This window comes from Cryobacterium sp. TMT2-17-1 (genome assembly GCF_004402765.1).
GTDB lineage: Bacteria > Actinomycetota > Actinomycetes > Actinomycetales > Microbacteriaceae > Cryobacterium > Cryobacterium sandaracinum.
Window position 1 is genome coordinate 37,881 of sequence record NZ_SOGC01000024.1, and the last position, 22,749, is coordinate 60,629.

Sequence of the window (22,749 nt, forward strand, 5' to 3'; positions counted from 1 at the left end):
TGTCGTTTCGCGGGCCGGAGGGCCAGACCATCCGCCTACGCCGAGCCTTTGACGCATGACTGGAGAAGATTCTCAATGAAAGCTGCACGTTTCCACGGCCAGAAAAACGTCCACATTGAAGGCATCGAAGAGCCGGAGACCCGCAGCGGCACAGTGAAGATCGCAGTCGCCTGGTGCGCCATCAGCGGCACCGACCTTCACGAGTATCTCGACGGCCCGATCTTCATCTCGGCGCCCGGCCACCCGCATCCGCTTTCGCATGAATCCCTCCCGGTCACCATGGGCCACGAGTTCGACCTCACCAGCGAGGGCTTCGACACCCTGATCAACCACAACGACACTGCTGTGAAGATCCTGGTCCACCCCTAGGCAGAACGCTTGAGTGCGTCAGTCTTTGGGTGCCAGCGGCCCCCGCGCGACTCGCGTGGGGGCCGCCTGCGCAACCGGCTTGATCACGATCAGGTCCAGATTGACGTGGGCCGGGCGTTCGACGCTCGACACGATCGTCTCGGCAATATCTTCGGCGGTGAGCGGATTCGGCACCCCGGCGTAGGCCGCGGCAGCCTTCTCCGCATCACCGTTGAAGCGCACCAGCCCGAATTCCTCGGTCTGCACCATCCCGGGGGCAACCTCGATCACCCGGATCGGCTCGCCATTCAATTCCAGGCGCAAGACTTCCATCAGGGCGTGCGCGGCGAACTTCGCCGCGTTATACCCTCCACCTCCGAGGTAGGCGACATGACCCGCAATGGACGTGACCGTGACGATGTCGGCGGCGCCGCCCTCCGCCCGGATCCCGGCCCGCAGCAAGGGCAGCACGGCGCTCGTGACCCGCTTGACCGCGAGCACGTTGATCTCGAACATCCAGGCCCAGTCCTCGATCTTCGATTCCTCGACGGTGTCCAGCCCCACTGCGCCGCCCGCGTTGTTGACCAGCGCGTGCACCGGCCCGGACGCCGCGAGATAGTCGCGCAGCGCGTCCACGTCGGCCTGCCGGGTGAGGTCGGCCGTGAAGACCTGCGCCCCGGTCTCCGCCTGCAGCGTCGCGAGGCGGTCGGTGCGGCGAGCCACCCCCACCACATCCCAGCCCCGCTGGCGGAACAGGCGCACGGTGGCGGCACCGATCCCCGAACTCGCACCGGTCACAACGACTCTTTTTGTACCCATGGTTCCATTCTGGTCGGAGAAGCAGCATGATGAGCCCACGCGCCGCCGGAATACCGCACGTGCAGAAACGACGCGTGCCGCTCTGGGACAATGCGCGCTGGATCGCGATCGCCCTGGTTGTGCTCGGGCACGCCATCCTGAAACTCATCGCCGAGTCGGATGTCGCCTACGAGTTCTATCTGTTCGTCTACGCCTTCCACGTTCCGCTGTTCGTCGCCGTCAGCGGGTACTTCGCCCGGTCGGGCCCGCTCGGCACCCGCCAGCTGCATCGTCTGGTCACCGACATCGTGCTCCCCTACGTGATCTTCGAGACGATCTGGACAGTCGTGCACTGGCTACTCGGCGGCGAATTCCGCCTGGACTACTCGTCCCCCTCCTGGACCCTGTGGTTCCTGATCGCGCTCCTGGCCTGGCGCCTCGCCCTGCCCTTCCTCGTGCTGCTGCGCCATCCGCTGCTGATCAGTGTGATCATCTCCGTCGGCGCCGGGTACTTCGCGTCGATCGACAGCACCTTCGCGCTGTCGCGCACGCTCGGGCTGCTGCCGTTCTTCGTCTTCGGCTGGCAGCTACGCCAGTGGAAGCTCACCGACCGCTGGCTGGGGCTGCACGCCACCGCGGTATGGCGCTGGCGGATCGGCGCGTTCACCCTGTTCACGGCACTGCTGGGCGTGATCGTGGCGAACATCGACGCCCTTCGTGAGGCGCAGGTGCGCCAGTTCCTGCTCTACGACGAGGCCTACCCGGCGTTCGGCTACGACCAGCTCTGGGCCGGCGTCATCCGTCTGGGTCTGCTGCTGCTCGCGTTCGCCCTCATCGTGGCATTCCTGGTGCTCATGCCCCGGCGACGGCTCTGGTTCACGCCCTACGGCGCGGCCACGATGTACATCTACCTGCTGCACAGTTTCGTGCTGTTCCTCCTGCGCGAGAGCGGGGTGCTCGGCGGACCCCAGCCGGGCTGGGTGCTGCCCGCGATGATCGGGTTCAGCGTGCTGATCTCCATCGCCCTCTCGCAGCGGATCGTGCGCAGGGTGTTCCACCCGCTGATCGAGCCGCGCGCCCGCTGGCTGTTCCGCAAGAAGGCGCGCACCGACACCGGCACTATCGTGCTTCCGCACCTCGACGCGCCTGCCGGCACGCTCGCCGCCGAGCCTCCCGCAGAGCCTCCCGCAGACGCACCGCCCGCAGACCCTGCCGTCGGCACACCGCGCGACACGCCGCGCTGACCGCTTCGTGACGCTGTGTTGCGGTGTCCGTTGCCAGCTCGACAACCCCCTGCCTAGAATCGCTGGCAGAGCGCTGGAAGGTCCACGCTCGTCGAGGATCACCCGGGAGATCACCTCATGAGCGACAACGCTGCAGACTGGAAGTTTGAAACCAAGCAGGTGCACTCCGGTGCCCAGCCCGACCCGACCACCAATGCCAGGGCCACCCCGATCTACCAGACCACGTCCTACGTGTTCGACAGCGCCCAGCACGCGCAGAACCTGTTCGCACTGGCCGAATTCGGCAACATCTACACCCGTATCATGAACCCGACCCAGGCCGTCGTCGAAGAGCGCGTCGCCGCCCTCGAAGGGGGCACCGCAGCCCTGCTCCTGGCCTCGGGCCAGGCCGCCTCCACGTTCGCGGTGCTGAACATCGCCCAGGCCGGCGACCACATCGTCTCGTCGAGTTCAATCTACGGCGGAACCTACAACCTGTTCAAGTACACGCTGGCCAAGCTGGGCATCGAGACGACCTTCGTCGAGAACCAGGACGACCCCGAGGAGTGGCGCCGGGCGCTGCGCCCCAACACCAAGCTCTTCTTCGCCGAGACCATCGGCAACCCCAAAATCAATGTGCTCGACATCCGTCTCGTGGCCGATGTGGCGCACGCCGGCGGGGTGCCGCTCATCGTCGACAGCACCATCGCCACCCCCTACCTGATCCGCCCGTTCGAGCACGGCGCGGACATCGTCGTCCACTCGGCGACCAAGTTCCTCGGTGGCCACGGTGCCGTCATCGGCGGCGTCATCGTCGACGGCGGCACGTTCGAATGGTCCAAGAACGTGGAGAAGTTCCCCGGCCTCACCGAGCCGGACCCGTCCTACCACGGCGTCAGTTACACGGGCGCGGTCGGCGACGGCATCGCCTACATCATCAAGGCGCGCGTGCAGCTGCTGCGCGACCTCGGATCCGCGATCGCCCCGGCGAGCGCCTGGCAGCTCATCCAGGGCATCGAGACTCTCAGCCTGCGCATCGAACGCCACGTGCAGAACGCCCAGGACATCGCGGAATGGCTCGAGAACCACCCCGACATCGCCTCGGTCAACTACGCCGGCCTGCCGTCGAGCCCCTGGTACGCCGCCGCCAACACCTACGCGCCCCGCGGTGTCGGCGCCGTGCTGTCCTTCGAGTTGAAGGGCGGAGTGGATGCCGGTCGCGCCCTCGTCGACAACCTTTCCCTGTTCAGCCACCTGGCCAACATCGGCGACGTGCGGTCGCTCGTCATCCACCCGGCCTCGACCACGCACGCGCAGCTCACCCCGGAGCAGCAGCTCACGGCCGGTGTGACGCCGGGCCTGGTACGCCTCTCCGTCGGCATCGAGAACATCGCCGATCTGAAGGCCGACCTCGAGACCGGCCTGGCGGCCGCCCGCGCGGTTGTGCAGGCATCCCGCGCCAACGCCTGACACGCCCCCAGCCGCTGCCAATCCGGATGGGTATCCCCCCAGGCGGGTGGGTAACCAATTCGACGGAGATTTTGCCCTCTACACCCGGTTTCGGCCCGTTTCAGGCCAAAATCGGCAAAATCTCCGTCGAATTCGTTCGGGTGGCGAGCTGATTCGGCTCCGCCGAGTGCGAACCGAGTGGAAACCCAGTGCAACCCGAGTGAAAACCGGGTGCGGCCCGAGTGCCGGCCGGGTACTCCGCGGCGGCGGCCGGGCGCGCGGTGCGCTCACCAGACGGTGCGGTGACAATAAGCCGGAAGGGCTGTTCACCCGGCAGAATAGGGAGCCTATGGACTGGCAATATTCGGCAGACACCGTCCCGTCGAGCTTCGTGACCGAAGCCCAGGCGCGGTCGCTGCTCGGCAAACCCCCGGCGACGGGTGCGTGGCGCGACGGCGACCCCGTGGGGAACCGTCGTTTCCTCGACGTCGGTGCGCTGCACTTTGAGGGGGGCAGCAGCCTCGGCGCCGTGCGGATCGCCTACGAGACGTGGGGCGAACTGTCCCCGAGCGGCGACAACGCCGTGCTCGTGCTGCACGCCCTCACCGGCGACAGCCACCTGGTCGGCCCGGCCGGCCACGGCCACCCGACCGCGGGCTGGTGGAGCAGGATCGTCGGCCCCGGCCTGGCCATCGACACCGACCGCTGGTTCGTGGTTGCCCCGAACATGATCGGTGGCTGCCAGGGCAGCACCGGTCCGGCCTCCCTCGCCCCGGACGGCTCCGAATGGGGCACCCGCTTTCCCTACCTCACCATTCGCGATCAGGTCGCCGCGCAGGTCGCCTTCTCAGACCATCTCGGCATCGACCGTTGGGCCGCCGTCGTCGGCGGCTCGATGGGCGGGATGCACGCGCTCGAGTGGGCCATCGAGCATCCGTCCCGGGTCGCCCGCCTGGCAATCCTCGCGGCACCGCCGGTGACGACCGCCGACCAGATCGCGCTGAATTCGGTGCAGATCGAAGCCATCCGCAGCGACCCGCTCTTCCGCTCCGGCGACTACTACGACGCCGCGGACGGCGACGGCCCGACCCGCGGCCTCGCCCTGGCCCGGCGGATGGCGCTGCTGAACTACCGCAGCTCCGAGGAGCTCAACCTGCGCTTCGAGCGCGGCTGGCAAAGCGAGATCAGTCCGCTCGGCGCGGGCGGCCGGTTCGCCGTCGAGTCCTACCTCGATTTCCACGGCAACAAGTTCACCCGGCGGTTCGACGCGAACAGCTACATCGTGCTGGTCGAGGCCATGAACTCGCACGACATCGGCCGCGGCCGCGGCGGTGTCGCATCCGCCCTCTCCCGCATCGATGCGCTCAGCGTCGTCGTCGGCATCGACAGTGACCGCCTCTTCCCCCTCGAGGGCCAACAGGTCATCGCCGCCCATCTGCAGGGCAACATCGACGACACGGATGCCGTCACGCTCCACTCCGGCTTCGGCCACGACGGTTTTTTGATCGAGAACGAGGCCGTCGGCGCGCAACTTCTGCGCGTTCTGAGCCGTCCCGCTCCCTCGCATCGAGCTTGACACGGTCCCGGATCAAGACGACGTCGACCGGCAGGCCACGGAACGCGACACCCTCGTGAACCGAGTCGTGCCCGTGAATGAGACGTACCCTGACTCGAGACGTACCCGATGAGAGGACACGCGCCATGAAACCCGGTTCCGTTATCATGTTGATCTTTGGCGCGATCCTCTCCCTGCTCGGCTTCTCGCTGGCCCTGGCCGGGGCGATGACCGCCGTGGTCAACGCGCAGGGCGAGGACGGCTACATCACCAGCCCCGCCCGCTCGTTCTCAATACAGTCGTTCGCGCTCACCTCGCCCCGGATCGGCTCGATCGAGCTCAAGGACGTCCCGGCGGACATCGGCACTCTCCGACTCCGCGCGCTCTCCACCTCCACAGCGGACGTCTTCATCGGCGTCGCGTCTCAGGCCGACGTCGACCGCTACCTGGCCGGAGTGAATAGCACCGAGCTGCGTGACCTGAACATCAATCCCTTCCGTGCGGTGTACCGCGACATTCCGGGCAGCCGCGCTCCCGAAGCCCCCGGCGCCCAGGACTTCTGGGTGTCCTCCGCCGAGGGTCCCGGCACTCAGGAGATCGACTGGGATCTGACGAGCGGCAGCTGGGCGGTCGTCGTCATGAACGAGGATGCCAGTTCCGGCGTCTCAGTCGCCCTGCAGGCCGGCATTCGCCTCGGGTTCCTCGCCCCGCTGGCGGTGGGGCTGCTTCTGGTCGGCCTGTTCATCCTTCTCATCGGCCTGGTGCTGACCGTGTTCGGGGCAATCGGCCTGGGCCGCGGCACACTGCCCGCAACCAGGCCCGGCGCCACGCCCGACACACCGCTCGGAGCAGCAACTTTCGTCGGAGCAGGCCCACCCGGGGCGACCGCGGTCCCTGCCCATCCCGGTGGGCGGACGTTTCCCGCCCGGTTGACCGGAACCCTCGACGAGGGGCTGTCCCGCTGGTTGTGGTTGGTGAAGTGGATCCTGATCTTCCCGCACGTGGTGGTGCTGCTGTTCCTCTGGTTCGGGTTTGTCGTCACCACCATCGTCGCCGGGTTCGCCATCCTGTTCACCGGTCGATACCCGACGGCCCTCTTCCAGTTCAACGTCGGGGTGCTGCGCTGGAGCTGGCGGGTGTCCTTCTACGCCTACTCGGCGCTCGGCACCGACCGGTACCCCCCCTTCAGCCTGGCGTCGTCGGCCGACTATCCCGCCGATCTGCAGGTCGATTACCCGGAGCGCCTCTCGCACGGGCTCGTTCTGGTCAAATGGTGGCTATTGGCGATTCCGCACCTGCTGATCGTGGCGGCCTTGACCGGAAGTGCGACGATCTGGCGGAACGACGAGGGCGACTCGGTCTCGAACACCGTCCCGTCCCTGATCGGGGTCCTGGTGCTGATCGCCGCGGTCATCCTCCTCTTCACCGGCCGGTACCGGCGCAGCCTGTTCGATCTGATCCTCGGCATCGACCGCTGGATCTTCCGGGTAGCCGTCTACACCGCCCTGTTCCGCGACGAGTACCCGCCGTTCCGCCTCGACCAGGGCGGCGCCGACACCCCGGAGGCCGCGGTCACACGAGCACCGATCACACCCGCCGCACCTGCCGGCGGAGCGGCGTCGAGCACGCCCTGAGTCGCCGGTCACGCCCGTCGGTAACGCCGTCGGTCGCGCGGACGCCGACGGATGCCACGGAGCGCGCGGGGGAACGGACACCGGGCCGGTAGGGTTCTGTATAGAGGGCAAATGGGGTGAGAGCGCCGCTATGCAACGAATCTACAAGGAACGTGACCGTCTGCTCCGCAGAGCGGCTCGCCTGTGCGGATTGGCCGGCTCGGCCGCCGCGCTCCTCGCGATGCTTGTCCCGGGCGGCTTGACCGTGAGCACCCTGGCCCGGAGCCTGCCACTGCTGCTGCTGCTGGTGGCCGGCCAGTACCTGCTCGGCCGGTCCGGCCGGATGCGCTGGGTCGCCTTGATCCTGGTCTCCGGCATCGCCGTGATCCTGCTCGTGGGCTGGTCGGGCCAGCGTGCCACCGGCCTGAACCTCGTCGAGCAGGCCATCATCGGCGGCATCGCCGCCGGAGCCCTGAGCTGCGTCGCCCTCGTGCTCGTTGTCAGCGCCGCCCGCCTGCTGGTGCTGTCCCTGGCATTCGGTGCGACCGTTGCCAGCGTGCTCGCCGCCACCCGCGCCTCGTCCGACGCCACCGTGCCTCTCCTGCTCACCTTCAGCGTCTGGCTTGCCATCGCCCTGGTGGCCTGGTGGCTGGCCCAGAGCGTGCCGCGCGTCATGGCGCGCATCGCCTTCATCGGCCGCGCCCACCTCGCCGAGCGCCATGCCAGCGAGCTCGAAGCCCAACGCCGGCAGGATGCCCGGCTGCTGCACGACACCGTGCTAGCCACCCTCACCCTCCTCGCGCACTCCGGCGTCGGCGTCAGCCCGGCCGCACTGCGCCAACAGGCCGGCGACGACGCCCGGTTGCTGCGGCAGCTACGGCTCGGCGGCCTCCCCACCCCGCGCCGCTCCGGGGTCTACACGCTCGAGCCTGCCACCGAGTCAATGCTCGGAAGCACCCTCGAATCGGTCAAGCAGCGGTTCGGGCGGATGGGACTCGATGTGGACTGGCACGGCAGCGGACAGGTTCTTCTGCCCAGCGACGTGCTCGACTCCTTCCTCCTCGCCCTCGGCGAGTGCCTCGAGAACGTGCGACGTCACGCCGGCGTCGCCCGCGCCGACGTGACGATCACTGATGACGACACAACCGTGCGCGCCATGGTCACCGACGCAGGGGTCGGCTTCGACCTCAGCGGCGTTAGCGCCGAACGCCTCGGTTTCGCCGAATCGGTCGTGGCCCGCCTGCGCGACGTGGGCGGCAACGCCCGCCTCTTCTCCTCCCCCGGCTCCGGCACCACGGTCGTGCTCGAGGTGCCCAAGTGACCGTCCCCGGCATCGTCGACGCCCGCCGCCGTGACGCGCGCCGCGCTGCGGCGGCGGGCGGGTCCGACCAGCCGAGCAATCAGGACCGCCAGGAACGCCGGGCTTACCGGCGCAGTTTCCGACGCCCCGAACGCACCGAGCAGACCACGCGCGCCAACCAGAGCGGCCTGGGTGGCCGCCACCTCGGCATCGGCCTGACGTTCAGCGGCGGCTTCATCACCCTGTTCCTGTTCGGGCAGTTCGCCGTGCAGTGGTCCGAATATCCCGACCCGACGCCCAGCCTCATCGCGTGGGGTCTCCTGATGGCGACCACGGTCCTGGCACTGATCACGGTGCAGCGCCATTCGGCTCGGATGCCGGACTGGCTGTTCGCCGCGGCCATCGCCGCCGGCGCCGCCGTGGTGGCGCTCGACCTGATCGGGTCGTGGGGCGAAACCGACTCCGGCGTCTACCCGACCGCCGCCGCCGCCGTCGGCACCCTGCTCATCTCCCTGGCCACCGTACGCCGCGGGCACGACCTCGTCTCGGCCGCGATGGCGCTCGGCCTGCTTCTCTTCCTCGGGGCGCTCACCGAGGAGCGCGCCGATCCGCTCACCTTCGCCCCCGACCTCCTTGCGATCAGCCTCGCCATCCTGCCTCCGCTGCTCGGCGTCGCCACGGTGCGGGGATTCCGCCGGATGGCCCAGCGTGAGCTCGACCTGGTGCTGGTGCAGAGCACCATCTCCCAGCCGCAGTTCGCGGTGGGGATGTTCGCCTCCGAGGAACTCGCCCGAATCGACCTCGACGCGGAGACTCTGCTCGACGACGTCGCGAAGGGTCGCACGGCGCTGCCGCTGAGTTCCGAGAAGTCGACGACGGCGGCAGACCTCGCCACGCAACTGCGGCTGCACCTGATCCGGGGCCGCCGGGAGACCTGGCTGCACCACGCGATCACCGAGTCCGAGTTCCTGGGACCGTCCGTCGGCCTGCACGACCCGGCGGGGCTGGCCGGCATGCTCAACCCCGACCAGCGCGATGCTCTTCTGCGCACGATCTGGCTGCTGATCAGCGACACAACCCGCGACGAGGCATCCGTTTCGCTCTCTCTCGGTCCGATCCGACCCACGCACGGCGTCTCCGCTCGCCAGAAGTTACGATTTCCGATCGAATTGACCACGACGGGTGTGCCACGACGTCGAGTGGACCCCGAGACGTGGCAAGCTATCCGAATAGTCGGCCCTCACGTCGATTCCAGCCGGGACGGAAGTCTGCATCTGGAAATCGAATGCAGTATCGACAATCCCGCGGATGCTTAGGGTCCGTGGAACTACGCTGTTGAGCTTCTCATTCGGGGCCAGAAGCACAAGGAGACAGAAGTGACGAACACGACCACGTTGAGCACTGAGGCGCCGAGCAAGGACAACCCCATCCGGTTGGCCCTCGTCGACGACCACCGCATGCTGTTGGGGGCCCTCACCGAGTGGATCCGGGGGGCCGCGGACGACATCAACATGGTCGCCGCCGTCACCACCTGGCCCGAGCTGCTCACCCACCCCGAATTTCCCGTCGACGTCGTGCTCCTCGACCTCGACCTCAAAGACAACATCCCGGTCTCACTGAAGATCTCGACGCTCAAGACGGCCGGCGTGAAGACGGTGTTGATGAGCACCTATTCCGAGGCCGGGCTCGTGCGCGAGGCGCTGGCTGCCGGTGCGCTCGGCTACCTGGTGAAGAGCGAAGAGGCAACGATGATCGTCGAGGCGATCCGCTCCGCCTATGACGGCGACTCCTTCATCTCGGCCGAACTGGACGAGGCCCTCAACAACGGCGCGAACGGCGGTTCTCCCCGCCTCAGCGCGCAGGAGCGCCGGGTGATGGCCCTCTACGGCGCGGGCGAGCCGGTCAAGGCCGTCGCGCACCAGCTCGGCATCTCCGAGGAGACCGCCAAGAGTTACCTCAAGCGCATCCGGGAGAAGTACCGCCTCGCGGGCTTCGACGTGGGAACCAAGGTCGCCCTGCGCAAGCGCGCCATCCACGACGGCATCCTGCTCCAGGGCGACTGACTTCGGCGCTGCCGAACGGCCCGGCTGCCGAACGGCCCGGCTGCCTCGCGCCGACCACGCCGGCCACGCGGATCGCCTGGGTGCCGTCCGGGAGCTCCACACCGTTCCCGCGCCGGGTGCGGTCCAGGAGGAACGTCCCCACGGTGAGCAACAGGGCGAAGAAGCTTTGGCCCAGACCGATCCAGACCGGGGCGACGTAGCCGAAGTTGCCCGCGATGGCGAGGCCGTGAGCAGGTCTGCCTCCAGAGTACGGGGCCGGTGGCCCGAACGAATTCGACGGAGATATTGCTCTAAACAGTGCGTTTGGGCTCAAAAGCGAGGGTTTGACCCAGAATCTCCATTGAATTGATTAGACGCCCGGTACGGCGTTCCGCCGGGGTCAAACAGCGCCCCGCGGTATGGTCGGCTCTGACTCCCGGAGAGCGACGCAACCAGATGGGATTCACCTGGCTACGCGGCCGGTGTGGCGGCCGTCGATGCTGCGGCCTCGGCCAGCGCCGCCTCGAGGCGCTCGACCTTCCCGGTCAGCTCCCCGGTGCGGCGGCCCCGGATGTCGGCCTTGAGCACCAGGGACACCCGCGGCCCCCAGGCTCCGACGGCTTCAGTGGCGGCCTTGACCACCGCGAAGACCTCGTCCCAGTCGCCCTCGATGGTGGTGAACATCGAATCGGTGTGGTTGGGCAGCCCGGATGCGCGCACGATGCGCACGGCCGCGGCGACCGCGTCGTGCACCGACCCTTCGTCATCGTGGGAGCCGGACGGGGCGACGGAAAATGCAACCAGCATGGGGTTACTCCTTCTGATAGGGGGTGGGTGGGAACAGGATCTGCCACACGGCCCAGCCGAGCAGCACGACCTCCAGCACGTTGCGCACGGTCAGCACCAGCACCAGAGCCGGGTCTGCCACGAGCAAGAGGTCGTAGAAGTGCGGGTAGACGAGTTGGGTCAGGGCCGCGATGACAAGCCCGAGCACGGCCGGGAGCCGCCAGGCACGCCCCCGCACCAGCAGCCCGAAAATGATGGGCGCGGCCAGCCAGGTCGTGAACTGCGGCGAGCCGACCTTGTTGACGACGATCAGGGTCAGCACCAGGGCCAGCGCCAGCGGCGGGAACAGGCCGGCCGGTTCGGCGCCTGCACGCATCCGCTGGCAGGCCAGGAGCACCACGGCCAGCCCGCAGAGGGCGAGCAGGGGGGTCATCGCCACGATGGCGACGTTCGTGCCGGTGCCGATGATCTGGAAGGTGAGGATCTGCCGGTCGTAGTAGAGGTAACTGCCCGGCAGACCCAGCGCGGCCGGCCACATCCAGAGGCCGGCGACCGGGGACTCGATCTGGATGCCGCGGTTCGTCTGCTCGCCGACGAAGCTGAGCACGTTCGGCCCGCTGCCGAGCCCGAGCGCCACCAGCACGATGCCCAGGCTCGTGCCGGCCGCGGCGACGAGCACCCGCCAGCGTTCCTTCGAGACGACGAATAGCGCGATCACCAGGGCCACCGGCCAGATCTTCACCCAGGTGACCAGAGTCAGCAGCACGGTGCCCCAGACCGGCCGGGCGCCGACGAACAGCAGCGCGGCGATCGCCAACGGCACGGTGACCGCATCGATCCGGGCGAGGGCGACGGGCCCGAGCAGCAGCAGGAAACCCAGCCACCAGGCCGCCGCGGCCAGGGCACGCCGGTTACGGCCCCGCCCGAGCAGCAGCGCGAAGGTCCCGGCGTTCAGCAGGGTCACGAGCCCGAGCCAGCCGGCGGCGTAGAGGTCGGGGCCGAACGCGAGCGGCGCCAGGATGGGCAGGAGGGCCAGCAGCGGGTAGACGAAGCCGGTGGTGATGCCCACGACGTCGGCACCGGATGCCGCGTCGGTCGCCCAGCCGAGGTAGACGACCTCCACATCGCCCAGCGGCCAGCCGGGGGACGCGAAACAGAGCCACCAGAGCACGCCGTGCACCAGTGCGAAGCCGGCCCAGAGCAGCGTTCGCGATGTCGGCACGCCGGCTCCGGCGGCCAGGTGTTCTGCGACGGATTGGGGCACGCTCCACCTTCGCACACCCCCACGGCTCCGCCGCCGCACCGGGACAGTCAGCGCGGGGCCCAGCGCGGCGGTCAACGCGAGCCGAGCAGGTCCGCGATCGTGGCCGGCACCGCGCCGGCGATGTCGAGCGCGGTGATCGGACCTCCGTTGGACGCCCGGGCCGCTGCCCGGGCGTGCACCAGGGCGGCCGTCGCCGCGAGATGGGCCGGCGCGGCGGCATCCGTCTGGATCGCCCGTGAATGCGTGGCCAGGAGGGCGCCGAGGATGCCGCCGAGCACGTCCCCGGATCCGGCCGTCGCCAGCCAGGAGGGCGCCTTCGACACCGTCAGCCGGGTGCCGTCGGGCGCCGCGATCCAGGTGACGCTTCCCTTGAGCAGCACCGTGACGCCGAGGCCGGACGCGGCGCGCACGGCCCACTCTCCCGGCGCAGCGGCCACCTCGGAGCCGGCCACCGACTCGCCCTGCGGGGAGAGCAGGCGGGTAAGCAGCCGGGCGAGTTCGCGGTAGTGCGGGGTGATCACGACGGGCCCGGTCGCCCGGCCGACCAGGTCGAGGGCCCCGGCATCGCACACCGTGGGCAGCCCCTCGGCCAGGGCGCCGAGCAGCGCGGCCTCGGTCACCCGGTCGCGCGCGGCGGCGTCCTGGCCTGAGCCGAGCAGCCAGGCCTGCACCTGCCCGGGGGCGGTGACGGCCTCCGGGCGTCGCTGCAGCACCAGGTCGCACGCCCGTCTCGGGCCGAGGTAGCGCACCATCCCGACCCCGGTGCGGAGGGCCGCCTCGACTCCGAGCACCGCGGCCCCGGGGTACTCGTCGGAGCCCGTGCGCACGCCCAGCACGCCGCGGCGGTACTTGTCGTCGTCCGCCCGGGGAACCGCGATCCGCTCGCGCGCCCGTGCGTCGTCCCATTCCAGCCATCCCCGTGGTTCGCTCATGCACTCACGATAGGTTGTTTTGAGTGCGTCGGGCCGGCCGCTTCGCCCGCCCACTCGACCCTTGGGGGAAATCCGTGGCTGTTGCCGCCCTGTTCGAACCGTTCACCGTGCGCGACGTCACCCTGCGCAACCGCATCTGGGCGGCGCCGATGTGCCAATACGCGGTGCGGGAGAAAGACGGCGTCCCGCGGGACTGGCACCTCGTTCACCTGGGCGCGCTGGCCGCGGGCGGCGCCGGCCTGATCCTGGTCGAGGCAACCGCGATCAGCCCGGAGGGCCGCATCTCCCACGCCGACACCGGCCTCTGGAACGCGGAACAGACCGCCGCCTGGGCACCGATCGTGGCCTTCCTTCATGCGCAGGGCGCGAAGGCCGGCATCCAGCTTTCCCACGCGGGGCGCAAGGCTTCCGTCTGGCCGGCCTGGGGCGGAGACCGGCACGGCACTATGGCGACGGATGACGGCGGCTGGCCGACCGTGTCGGCCTCGGCCGTGCCGTTCCCCGGCTACGCACCGCCCGTGGCCCTGGATGCCGCGGGCATCCAGGGAATCGTTGACGGGTTCGCGTCCGCCGCGCTCCGGGCGGTGGAGGCCGGGTTCGACGTCGTGGAGCTGCACGCGGCGCACGGCTACCTGCTGCACCAGTTCCTGTCCCCGCTGAGCAACCGGCGCACCGACGGGTTCGGCGGCGGGCTGCCGAACCGGGCCCGCCTGCTGCTTCAGGTCGTGGCCGCCGTGCGCGCGGCCATCGGCGAGGAGCGCGCCCTGTTCGTGCGGTTCTCCGCCACCGATTACACCCCGGGCGGCTGGACCGAAGACGAGACGGCCGAGGTCGCCGGCTGGGCCGCGGCCGCCGGCGCCGACTTCTTCGACATCTCCTCCGGCGGCAACGTGACCGGGGTGCGCATCCCGCTGGGTCCCGGCTACCAGGTGCCGCTCGCCGAGCACGTGAAAACGGCGGCGGACGTGCGGGTCAGCGCCGTGGGGCTGATCACCACCGCGCACCAGGCCGAGCAGATCGTGGCATCCGGCCGGGCCGACGCGGTCCTTCTGGGCCGCGAACTCCTGCGCGACCCGCACTTCCCGCTGCGGGCCGCCCACGAGCTCGGCGCCGGCGTGGACTACTGGCCGCCGCAGTACCTGCGCGCCCGGTGGCCGGCCGCCTGAGAACGGCTACAGGCGGCGGGTCGCGTCCTGCACTTCGCCGACCAGCTCTTCGATGATGTCCTCGAGGAACAGCACCCCCACGGTCTCACCGGTCGCGGTGAACGAGCGCGCCAGGTGCGCGCCGGAACGCCGCATGGTGGCCAGGGCATCTTCGAGGTCGGTGTCCTCGAAGATCGACGCCAGCAAACGGATGCGCTTGCCCGGGATCGGCTCCGCGTAGCTGCCCTGCCCGACCGAGGTGGCCGTGTCGCCGTCGAGGTCGATGACGTCCTTCAGGTGAACGTACCCGGTTGGTTCACCGGACTCGTTCACCAGAACATAACGGGAGAAACCGTGTCTGGTGACGGCCTTCTCCACGTCTGCGGGGGTGGCCGCCTCGGGCAGGCTGATCAGGCCGTCGAGGTTCACCGCGACGTCCCGCACCTTGCGGGTGGTGAACTCGAACGTGGCGCTGAGTGCCCCGGTGCCGTCCCGCAGCACGCCCTCCCGGGTCGACTGGGAGACGATGGTCGCCACCTCGTCCAACGTGTAGGTGCTGGTGGCCTCCTCCTTGGGCTGGACCCCGAACATTCGCACCACCAGGTTGGCGGTGGCGTTGAGCGTCACGATCACGGGCTTGACCAGGCGGCCGAAGAAGACGAGCGGCGGGGCGAGCACGAGCACGGCCCGGTCGGGGATGGAGAACGACAGGTTCTTCGGCACCATCTCACCGAACACGACGTGCAGGTAGGAGACCAGCAGCAGCGTGATCACGAAGGCGATCACGCCGATGGCCTCCTCCGGTAGCGGGGTCAGGCCCAGCGGGATCTCGAGCAGGTGGTGGATCGCCGGCTCCGAGACGTTCAGGATGAGCAGCGAGCAGACCGTGATGCCCAGCTGGGTGGTCGCCAACATGAGGGTGGCGTGTTCCATCGCCCACAGCGCTGTGATTGCGCGCTTCTTGCCGGCCTCGGCGAGAGGTTCGATCTGGGACCGGCGCGCGGAGATAACCGCGAATTCCGCGGCGACGAAAAAGGCGTTGGCCGCGAGCAGCACGACCAGCCAGACCAGCCCCGCCCAGTCACTCATGGTCACTCATGGTCACTCACCGTGCGCTCCGTGCCGTTCTTCTTGCGGTCACCCTTTTTGTCCAACTTTTTTTCGGATTTCTTGTCGGTCCTGGCACCGCGGTCGCCCCGGGCAGGCTCGCCGCCCTCCTCGGGCTCGACGGGCTCGCCGCAGGGTGTGAAGCGGAGCCGGTCGATCCGTCGGCCGTCGAGGCGTTCCACGGACAGCACGCCGCCGGCCAGCTGCACGACGTCGCCGACCACGGGCAGGCGACCTAATTCGCTCATCACGAACCCACCCACGGTTTCGTAGGGGCCGTCCTCCGAGATCACGATGCCCGTGCGGTCGAGCAGCTCGTCCGGGCGGAGCATGCCAGGGAATGTCAGAGAGTCGGTAGACAACACCACACCGGCGCGGGTGCGGTCGTGCTCGTCGGCAACCTCTCCGACGAGTTCCTCGACCAGGTCCTCGAGCGTGGCCACTCCGGCCGTGCCGCCGTATTCGTCGACGACGATGGCCATCTGGTAACCGCGGCCGCGCAGCTCGACCAGCAGTCCGTCGAGTTTCATGGTCTCGGGCACCCGGATGGCCTCGGACTGCAGGGCCGATACCGGGACATCCGCCCGGCGACGTCGGGGAACGGCCACGGCCTGCTTCACGTGCACGATCCCGACGATGTCGTCGACGCCCTCGTCGACGACGGGGAAGCGGGAATACCCGGTTTGGCGGGTGAGGTCGATGACGGCCTGGGCGGAGGCGGTGCGCTCGATGCTGGCCACCCGCGGGCGGGGCGTCATCACGTCCGAGGCGGTATGCCCGGAGAAGAGCAGCGTGCGGTGCAGGAGTGTGGCGGTGTCTTTCTCCAGCAGCCCGGCACTGGCCGAGCGCCGCACGAGGGAGGACAGCTCCTCCGCGGTGCGCGCCCCGGACAGCTCTTCCTTCGGCTCGATCCCGATCGACCGCAGCACACCGTTGGCGCTGCCGTTGAGCACGACGACGGCTGGTTTGAACACGGTCGTGAACAGTGTCTGGAACGGGATGACCAGCTTCGCGGTCTGCACGGGCAGGGCGAGGGCGAAATTCTTCGGCACCAGCTCGCCGATGATCATCGAGGCGAGTGTGGCGACGATGACCGCGGTCGTGACCGCGACGACCGGCACCACCGCCGTGGACAGCCCCAGGCCGATCAGCGACGGCGACAGCAGCATGGTCAGAGCCGGCTCCATGGTGTAACCGGTGAGCAGGGTGGTGAGGGTGATGCCCAGTTGGGCGCTGGAGAGGTGCGTCGAGGTGATCCTGAGTGCGGCGATGGTCAGGCCGAGTCGGGTCTCTCCTCGATCGCGGCGGGCCTCGAGCTCCGACCGGTCCAGGTTGACCAGGGCGAACTCGCTGGCGACGAACAGGCCGGTGCCGATGGTGAGGAGGAGCCCCGCGGCGAGCGTGATCCACTCATACATGGCGGACCTCGACGACGGCGGCGCCGAAGTTCATGACCGAGACGCCGTTCGGGTGACGGGAAGAATTTCCGGGCGAGAAACCGGGCGCATGCGCAGGAGGGGGGTCGTCCATTATTCCGCTCAGTCTACCGCCCGGCACCGAGGCCACGAGTCGTTCTCGGGTGTCAGGCCCCCCACCTCTACCAGGAGACGGGCAGGGCCTTGCCCTCCTCGTAGCCGGCCGCCGACTGGATCCCGACCAGCGAACGGGTGTGGAACTCCGCGACCGAGGTCGCGCCCGCATAAGTGAACGAGCTGCGCACGCCGGAGGTGATCATGTCCAGCAGGTCCTCGACGGACGGCCGCAGCGGGTCCAGGTAGATCTTCGAGCTGGAGATCCCCTCGGCAAAGAGCGTCTTGCGGGCCAGTCCGTAGGCGTCGAGGCGGTCGAACCGCTGGCGCACAGCCCTGGTGGAGGCCATCCCCCAGCTCTCCTTGTAAATGCCGCCGGCGGCGTCCCGATCGAGCAGGCCGGGTGCCTCGATCGTGCCGGCGAACCAGGATCCGATCATGACGGATGCCGCGCCGGCGGCGAGCGCGAGCGCCACGTCGCGCGGGTAGCGCACCCCGCCGTCGGCCCATACGTGCGCTCCGAGTTCCCGGGCGGCGGCCGCGGTCTCGAGCACGGCCGAGAACTGGGGGCGGCCGACCGCCGTCATCATGCGCGTGGTGCACATGGCGCCGGGGCCGACGCCGACCTTTACGATGGTGGCGCCGGCGCCGACGAGGTCACCCACGGCATCCGCGGTCACGACGTTGCCGGCCACGATGGGGATGCCGAGGCCCAGGTCGGCGACGATCTCGATCGCCCGCGTCATGCCGCCCTGGTGGCCGTGCGCGGTGTCGATCACGAGAACGTCGACCCCCGCGGCGACGAGCGCCCGGGCCTTGGCCGCGATGTCGCCGTTGATGCCGACCGCCGCGGCCACGCGCAGTCGGCCCTGCGCGTCCAGCGCGGGCTGATACAGGGTGGAGCGAAGCGCGCTCTTGCGGCTGAGGGTGCCGATCACCCGGCCGTGGTGCTGCACGGTGGCGAAGTCGAGCTCGGCCGCGGTCATCACGTCGAAAGCGCGACGCGGGCCTTCGATATCGTCGGCGTCGAGGGAGGTCATCGTGCCGTGCAGGAGGTCTCCGAGGAGCGCGTCGGGCAGCGCCGTCGCCAGCCGGGACGCGTCGATGGCACCCAGGTAGTCGCCGTTCTGGTCGTTGATGACCAATCCCTGGCCGGCCACAGCCGGCACTTGCCGCAGGGCGAGCGCCACGGTGTCCCCCGGGGCGAAGTTGAAGGGGGTGTCGAAGCGGGTGGATTGGGCCTTGACCCAGCGGATCGCGGCGTCGAGTTCCTGCAGGTGCATGTCCTGCGGCAGCACGCCGAGCCCGCCGCGGCGAGCGAGCGCGGCCGCCAGGCGCGGCCCGGTGACCGAGTTCATGTTCGCCGAGACGATGGGGATGGTGGCGCCGCTGCCGTCGCCCGGGGCGAGGGAGACATCGAGGCGGCTGCTCACATCCGATTGACTCGGCACAAGGAAGACGTCGGAATACGTGAGGTCGTGGCTGGGTACCGCTCCATAGAACTGCATGGAAATAACGCTAGCGCCCCGCGGGGATGCCCGCAGCCAGGCCCGAGGGGATTAGGCTGGACGGGCAGACCGCGCCGGGCGTGCACGACCGCTCGGGACATTCAAAATCAACGTAGAGAGTGGGAACCGGCTGTGTCAAGCCAGTTGACCGGTAGTGGATCCGACGAGACGACGTCGGGTGAATTCGGAGCGAACGAGTGGCTCGTCGACGAACTGTACGAACGGTACCTCGTCGACAAGAAGCTGGTGGACGAGTCCTGGTGGCCCGTCCTCGAGAGCTACCACCGGACCGCGAACGGCCGCAGCGACGGTTCAGAGGCTCCCGCGAGCAGCGCACCCGCAGGCGACGCGCCCGCCGTGATCGCTCCCGACGTGACCACGCCCGCGGCAAGCGCCCCTGCAACCCCGGCCGCCTCAGCGGCGGAGCCGGCCCCGATCACGGCGCCCATCCCCGTCGTCGGCGGGCAGCGCACCGCGCGCACGACGTCCAGCGCGCCCAAGCGGGTCCCCGTGCCGGCCGACATTCCGATCACGAACTCGCAGCCGACCGCCGCCGAGGCCACCGAGGTCGACGTCGTCACCCCGCTCCGCGGCATGTCCAAGAGCCTCGCGGCGAACATGGCGGCCAGCCTGACCGTGCCCACGGCCACCAGCGTGCGCACCATCCCGGCGAAGCTCCTCATCGACAACCGCATCGTGATGAACAACCACATGAAGCGCTCGCGCGGCGGCAAGGTGTCGTTCACGCACCTGATCGGTTGGGCGCTGATCCAGGCGCTGAAGATGTTCCCCAGCCAGAACGTCTACTACAACGAGATCGAGGGCAAGCCCTCGGTCATCGCCCCCGCGCACGTCGGCCTCGGCATCGCGATCGACCTGCCCAAGCCCGACGGCACCCGCTCCCTGATGGTCCCGGCCATCAAGCGCGCGGACACGATGACCTTCGGCGAGTACCTCTCCTCCTACGAAGACCTCGTCACCCGGGCCCGCAAAGGCAAGCTGACGGCGGATGACTTTTCCGGCGCCACGGTCTCCCTCACCAACCCCGGTGGCATCGGCACGGTGCACTCCGTGCCGCGCCTGATGAAGGGCCAGGGCTGCATCATCGGCGCCGGCGCCCTCGACTACCCGGCCGAGTTCCAGGGTTCCAGCGGCAAGACTCTGACCGGCCTCGCCATCTCCAAGACCATCACGCTGACCAGCACCTACGACCACCGGGTCATCCAGGGTGCCGGCTCGGGCGAATTCCTCAAGATCGTGCACGAGCTCCTGATCGGGCAGCACAACTTCTACGAGGACATCTTCTCGGCCCTGCGCATCCCGTACGACCCGATCCACTGGGCGCCCGACATCAGCGTCGACCTGGCCAGCGCCGTCGACAAAACCGCCCGCGTGCAGGAGCTCATCAACGCGTTCCGCGTGCGCGGCCACCTGATGGCCGACATCGACCCGCTTGAATACACGCAGCGCTCCCACCCCGACCTGGAAATCTCGAACCACGGGCTGACCTTCTGGGACCTGGACCGCGAGTTCGTCACCGGCGGGTTCGGCAGCAAACGCCTGATGCTCCTGCGCGACATCCTCGGCGTGCTGCGCGACTCCTACTGCCGCACGACCGGCATCGAGTACATGCACATCCAGGACCCTGCCCAGCGCAAGTGGATGCAGGAAAAGATGGAGAAGAGCTACGTCAAGCCCACGCATGACGAGCAGATGCGCATCCTCGGCAAGCTCAACGAGGCGGAGGCCTTCGAGACCTTCCTGCAGACCAAGTACGTCGGCCAGAAGCGGTTCAGCCTCGAGGGCGGCGAGTCCACCATCGCGCTGCTCGACTCGATCCTGCAGGGTGCCGCGGATGCCGGCCTCGACGAGGTCTGCATCGGCATGGCCCACCGCGGGCGCCTGAACGTGCTCACCAACATCGCAGGCAAGACCTACGGTCAGATCTTCCGCGAGTTCGAGGGCACGCAGGATCCCCGCACCGTGCAGGGCTCCGGCGACGTCAAGTACCACCTGGGCACCGAGGGCACCTTCCGTGCCACCAACGGCACGGAGATGCCGGTCTACCTGGCCGCGAACCCGTCCCACCTCGAGGCCGTCGACGGCGTCCTCGAGGGCATCGTGCGCGCCAAGCAGGACCGCAAGCCGATCGGCACCTTCTCCACCCTCCCCGTCCTCGTGCACGGCGACGCGGCCATGGCCGGCCAGGGCATCGTCCTGGAGACGCTCCAGATGTCCCAACTGCGCGGGTTCCGCACCGGCGGCACCATCCATCTGGTCGTCAACAACCAGGTCGGCTTCACCACACTGCCCGGTGACGGACGCACCTCGGTGTACTCGACGGATGTCGCCAAGACCATCCAGGCGCCCATCTTCCACGTCAACGGGGACGACCCCGAGGCCGTGGTGCGGGTCGCGGAGCTCGCCTTCGCCTACCGTCAGGAATTCAAGCGGGACGTCGTCATCGACCTCGTCTGCTACCGCCGCCGCGGGCACAACGAGGGCGACGATCCCTCGATGACCCAGCCGTTGATGTACAACCTGATCGAGGCCAAGCGCTCCGTCCGGAAGCTTTTCACCGAGGCTCTCGTCGGTCGCGGCGACATCACGCAGGAGGAATACGAGGCCTCGCACGCGGATTTCCAGGACCGCCTCGAGCGCGCGTTCATGGAGACGCACGCGGCGCAGTCCTCGTCGATCCCGATCGTCAGCGCGGCCGGTGCCGCGCCGCAGGGCATCGGTGCCGAAAAGCACGGTACCGACAAGCACGACGACGCGGTCGGGGAACCGGCCACGACCGGGGTGCCCGAAGCGGTCGTGCACCTGATCGGCGATGCCTTCCTGAACAAGCCCGCCGGCTTCACCGTGCACAATAAGCTGCAGCAGCTGATGCAGAAGCGCAACGACATGAGTCGCAACGGCAAAATCGACTGGAGCTTCGGCGAACTCCTCGCCCTCGGCTCCCTGCTGCTCGAGCGCACCCCGGTGCGCTTCGCCGGCCAGGATGCCCGCCGCGGCACGTTCGTGCAGCGTCACGCGGTGCTGCACGACCGCATCAACGGCCAGGAATGGCTGCCCTTGGCGAACCTCAGCGAAGACCAGGCCCGGTTCTGGATCTACGACTCGCTGCTCAGCGAATACGCGGCCATGGGCTTCGAGTACGGCTACTCGGTGGAACGCGCCGACGCCCTGGTGCTCTGGGAGGCGCAGTTCGGCGACTTCGCCAACGGTGCCCAGACGGTCATCGACGAGTTCGTCTCCTCCGCCGAGCAGAAGTGGGGCCAGCGGTCATCCGTTGTGCTGCTGCTGCCGCACGGCTACGAGGGCCAGGGGCCGGACCACTCGTCCGCCCGGATCGAGCGCTACCTGCAGCTGTGCGCGGAAGACAACATGACCGTCGCTCGCCCGTCGACGCCCGCGTCGTACTTCCACCTGCTGCGCCGTCAGGCCTACATGCGCCCGCGGCGCCCGCTGATCGTCTTCACTCCGAAGTCGATGCTGCGCCTGCGCGGCGCGACCAGCGAGGTGGCCGACTTCACCACCGGCCGGTTCGAACCGGTCATCGACGACGCCCGGATCACCGACAAGCCGCGCGTCAAGCGGGTGCTGTTCCTGGCCGGCAAGCTCTACTACGACCTGCTCGCCGAACTCGACAAGAACCCGAACCCGGAGATCGCGCTGGTTCGCCTGGAGCAGTTCTACCCGCTGCCCGCCTTCGAACTCAAGCAGGTCGCAGACCAGTACCCCGACGCTGAACTCGCCTGGGTGCAGGACGAGCCGGAGAACCAGGGTGCCTGGCCGTTCTTCTACCTCGAGACGAACAAGCTGGGCCCGCGCCCGGTGACCCTGTTCTCCCGGGCGGCGTCGGCGTCGCCGGCGGCGGGCTCGGCGAAGCGTCACGCGGTCGAGCAGGCCGAACTACTACGCCAGGCGCTTACCCTGTGACCTGCGCCGACCGGCAGAACCGTTCGACGGAATGGGCCGCACCGGACGCCACGGCCCAGTCCTCGACGGGTGAGGCCTGATCGACGGGCTGTGTCACCCCCGCAAGATCAGAGGCGACGACCGCGTAGCGCTGGTCATGACCCGGCGTCGAACCAATTCGACGGAGATTTTCTTCCAAAACAGCATTTTTGGATGTTTTGGGTTG

16 protein-coding genes and 1 pseudogene are annotated in these 22,749 nt (G+C 68.8%); 10 read left to right on the forward strand and 7 right to left on the reverse strand.

Annotation, left to right across the window (positions count from 1 at the left end; all coding sequences use genetic code 11):
* Positions 1-75: 75 nt before the first annotated feature.
* A pseudogene (locus E3O47_RS05520) lies at positions 76-294 on the forward strand (2,3-butanediol dehydrogenase); the annotation flags it as partial.
* Between the two features lie 93 nt (positions 295-387).
* Here the strand turns inward: E3O47_RS05520 and E3O47_RS05525 are convergent.
* Positions 388-1,167 carry an SDR family oxidoreductase gene (locus tag E3O47_RS05525; RefSeq protein WP_134419776.1) on the reverse strand — a complete coding sequence of 260 codons (780 nt, stop codon included), beginning with the start codon at positions 1,165-1,167 and terminating at the stop codon, positions 388-390.
* Between the two features lie 26 nt (positions 1,168-1,193).
* Here E3O47_RS05525 and E3O47_RS05530 point away from each other — a divergent pair, with 26 nt between their 5' ends.
* From E3O47_RS05530 to E3O47_RS05560, 7 genes are all read left to right on the forward strand, one after another.
* Positions 1,194-2,390 (forward strand): acyltransferase family protein, encoded by a 1,197-nt coding sequence (locus E3O47_RS05530; protein WP_134373602.1) that lies wholly within the window; start codon positions 1,194-1,196, stop codon positions 2,388-2,390.
* Positions 2,391-2,507: 117 nt separating this feature from the next.
* Positions 2,508-3,839: a bifunctional o-acetylhomoserine/o-acetylserine sulfhydrylase gene (locus E3O47_RS05535; RefSeq protein WP_104099870.1), complete on the forward strand. Its 1,332-nt coding sequence runs from the start codon at positions 2,508-2,510 to the stop codon at positions 3,837-3,839.
* A gap of 328 nt (positions 3,840-4,167) precedes the next feature.
* Positions 4,168-5,394: a homoserine O-acetyltransferase gene (locus E3O47_RS05540; RefSeq protein WP_134419778.1), complete on the forward strand. Its 1,227-nt coding sequence runs from the start codon at positions 4,168-4,170 to the stop codon at positions 5,392-5,394.
* A gap of 125 nt (positions 5,395-5,519) precedes the next feature.
* On the forward strand, positions 5,520-7,007 hold the full coding sequence (locus E3O47_RS05545; protein WP_134419780.1) for a DUF4389 domain-containing protein: 1,488 nt from the start codon (positions 5,520-5,522) through the stop codon (positions 7,005-7,007).
* A 130-nt stretch (positions 7,008-7,137) separates the two neighbouring features.
* Complete coding sequence (locus tag E3O47_RS05550; RefSeq protein ID WP_134343269.1) at positions 7,138-8,307, forward strand: ATP-binding protein; 1,170 nt, start codon at positions 7,138-7,140, stop codon at positions 8,305-8,307.
* Entirely contained in the window at positions 8,304-9,602 is a 1,299-nt protein-coding gene (locus tag E3O47_RS05555) for a hypothetical protein (protein WP_134419782.1), read from the forward strand. Before E3O47_RS05550 ends, E3O47_RS05555 begins: the two co-directional genes overlap by 4 nt.
* A gap of 60 nt (positions 9,603-9,662) precedes the next feature.
* Positions 9,663-10,349, forward strand: a complete 687-nt coding sequence (locus E3O47_RS05560; protein WP_255408575.1) for a response regulator transcription factor — start codon at positions 9,663-9,665, stop codon at positions 10,347-10,349.
* A gap of 450 nt (positions 10,350-10,799) precedes the next feature.
* Here the strand turns inward: E3O47_RS05560 and E3O47_RS05565 are convergent, their stop codons facing one another.
* From E3O47_RS05565 to E3O47_RS05575, 3 genes are all read right to left on the reverse strand, one after another.
* Entirely contained in the window at positions 10,800-11,135 is a 336-nt protein-coding gene (locus E3O47_RS05565) for a thiamine-binding protein (protein WP_104099865.1), read from the reverse strand.
* Positions 11,136-11,139: 4 nt separating this feature from the next.
* Positions 11,140-12,378 (reverse strand): glycosyltransferase 87 family protein, encoded by a 1,239-nt coding sequence (locus tag E3O47_RS05570; RefSeq protein WP_166785331.1) that lies wholly within the window; start codon positions 12,376-12,378, stop codon positions 11,140-11,142.
* Positions 12,379-12,449: 71 nt separating this feature from the next.
* Entirely contained in the window at positions 12,450-13,310 is an 861-nt protein-coding gene (locus E3O47_RS05575; protein ID WP_134343272.1) for an ADP/ATP-dependent (S)-NAD(P)H-hydrate dehydratase, read from the reverse strand.
* Positions 13,311-13,384: 74 nt separating this feature from the next.
* Between E3O47_RS05575 and E3O47_RS05580 the strand changes: the two genes are divergently transcribed.
* Complete coding sequence (locus E3O47_RS05580; RefSeq protein WP_104099890.1) at positions 13,385-14,476, forward strand: NADH:flavin oxidoreductase/NADH oxidase; 1,092 nt, start codon at positions 13,385-13,387, stop codon at positions 14,474-14,476.
* Between the two features lie 6 nt (positions 14,477-14,482).
* Here the strand turns inward: E3O47_RS05580 and E3O47_RS05585 are convergent, their stop codons facing one another.
* The 3 genes from E3O47_RS05585 to E3O47_RS05595 all read right to left on the reverse strand — a co-directional run bounded on the left by E3O47_RS05585 (position 14,483) and on the right by E3O47_RS05595 (position 18,599).
* Positions 14,483-15,544: a hemolysin family protein gene (locus E3O47_RS05585; protein WP_104170217.1), complete on the reverse strand. Its 1,062-nt coding sequence runs from the start codon at positions 15,542-15,544 to the stop codon at positions 14,483-14,485.
* A gap of 2 nt (positions 15,545-15,546) precedes the next feature.
* The gene (locus E3O47_RS05590; RefSeq protein WP_134419786.1) at positions 15,547-16,980 is read right to left on the reverse strand and encodes a hemolysin family protein; all 1,434 of its coding nucleotides are present in this window, start codon (positions 16,978-16,980) and stop codon (positions 15,547-15,549) included.
* A gap of 179 nt (positions 16,981-17,159) precedes the next feature.
* Positions 17,160-18,599, reverse strand: coding sequence for a GuaB1 family IMP dehydrogenase-related protein (locus tag E3O47_RS05595; protein ID WP_104099860.1), 1,440 nt, complete (start codon positions 18,597-18,599; stop codon positions 17,160-17,162).
* Between the two features lie 132 nt (positions 18,600-18,731).
* Here E3O47_RS05595 and E3O47_RS05600 point away from each other — a divergent pair, with 132 nt between their 5' ends.
* Positions 18,732-22,544: a multifunctional oxoglutarate decarboxylase/oxoglutarate dehydrogenase thiamine pyrophosphate-binding subunit/dihydrolipoyllysine-residue succinyltransferase subunit gene (locus tag E3O47_RS05600; RefSeq protein WP_134373618.1), complete on the forward strand. Its 3,813-nt coding sequence runs from the start codon at positions 18,732-18,734 to the stop codon at positions 22,542-22,544.
* The last annotated feature ends 205 nt before the right edge of the window (positions 22,545-22,749 follow it).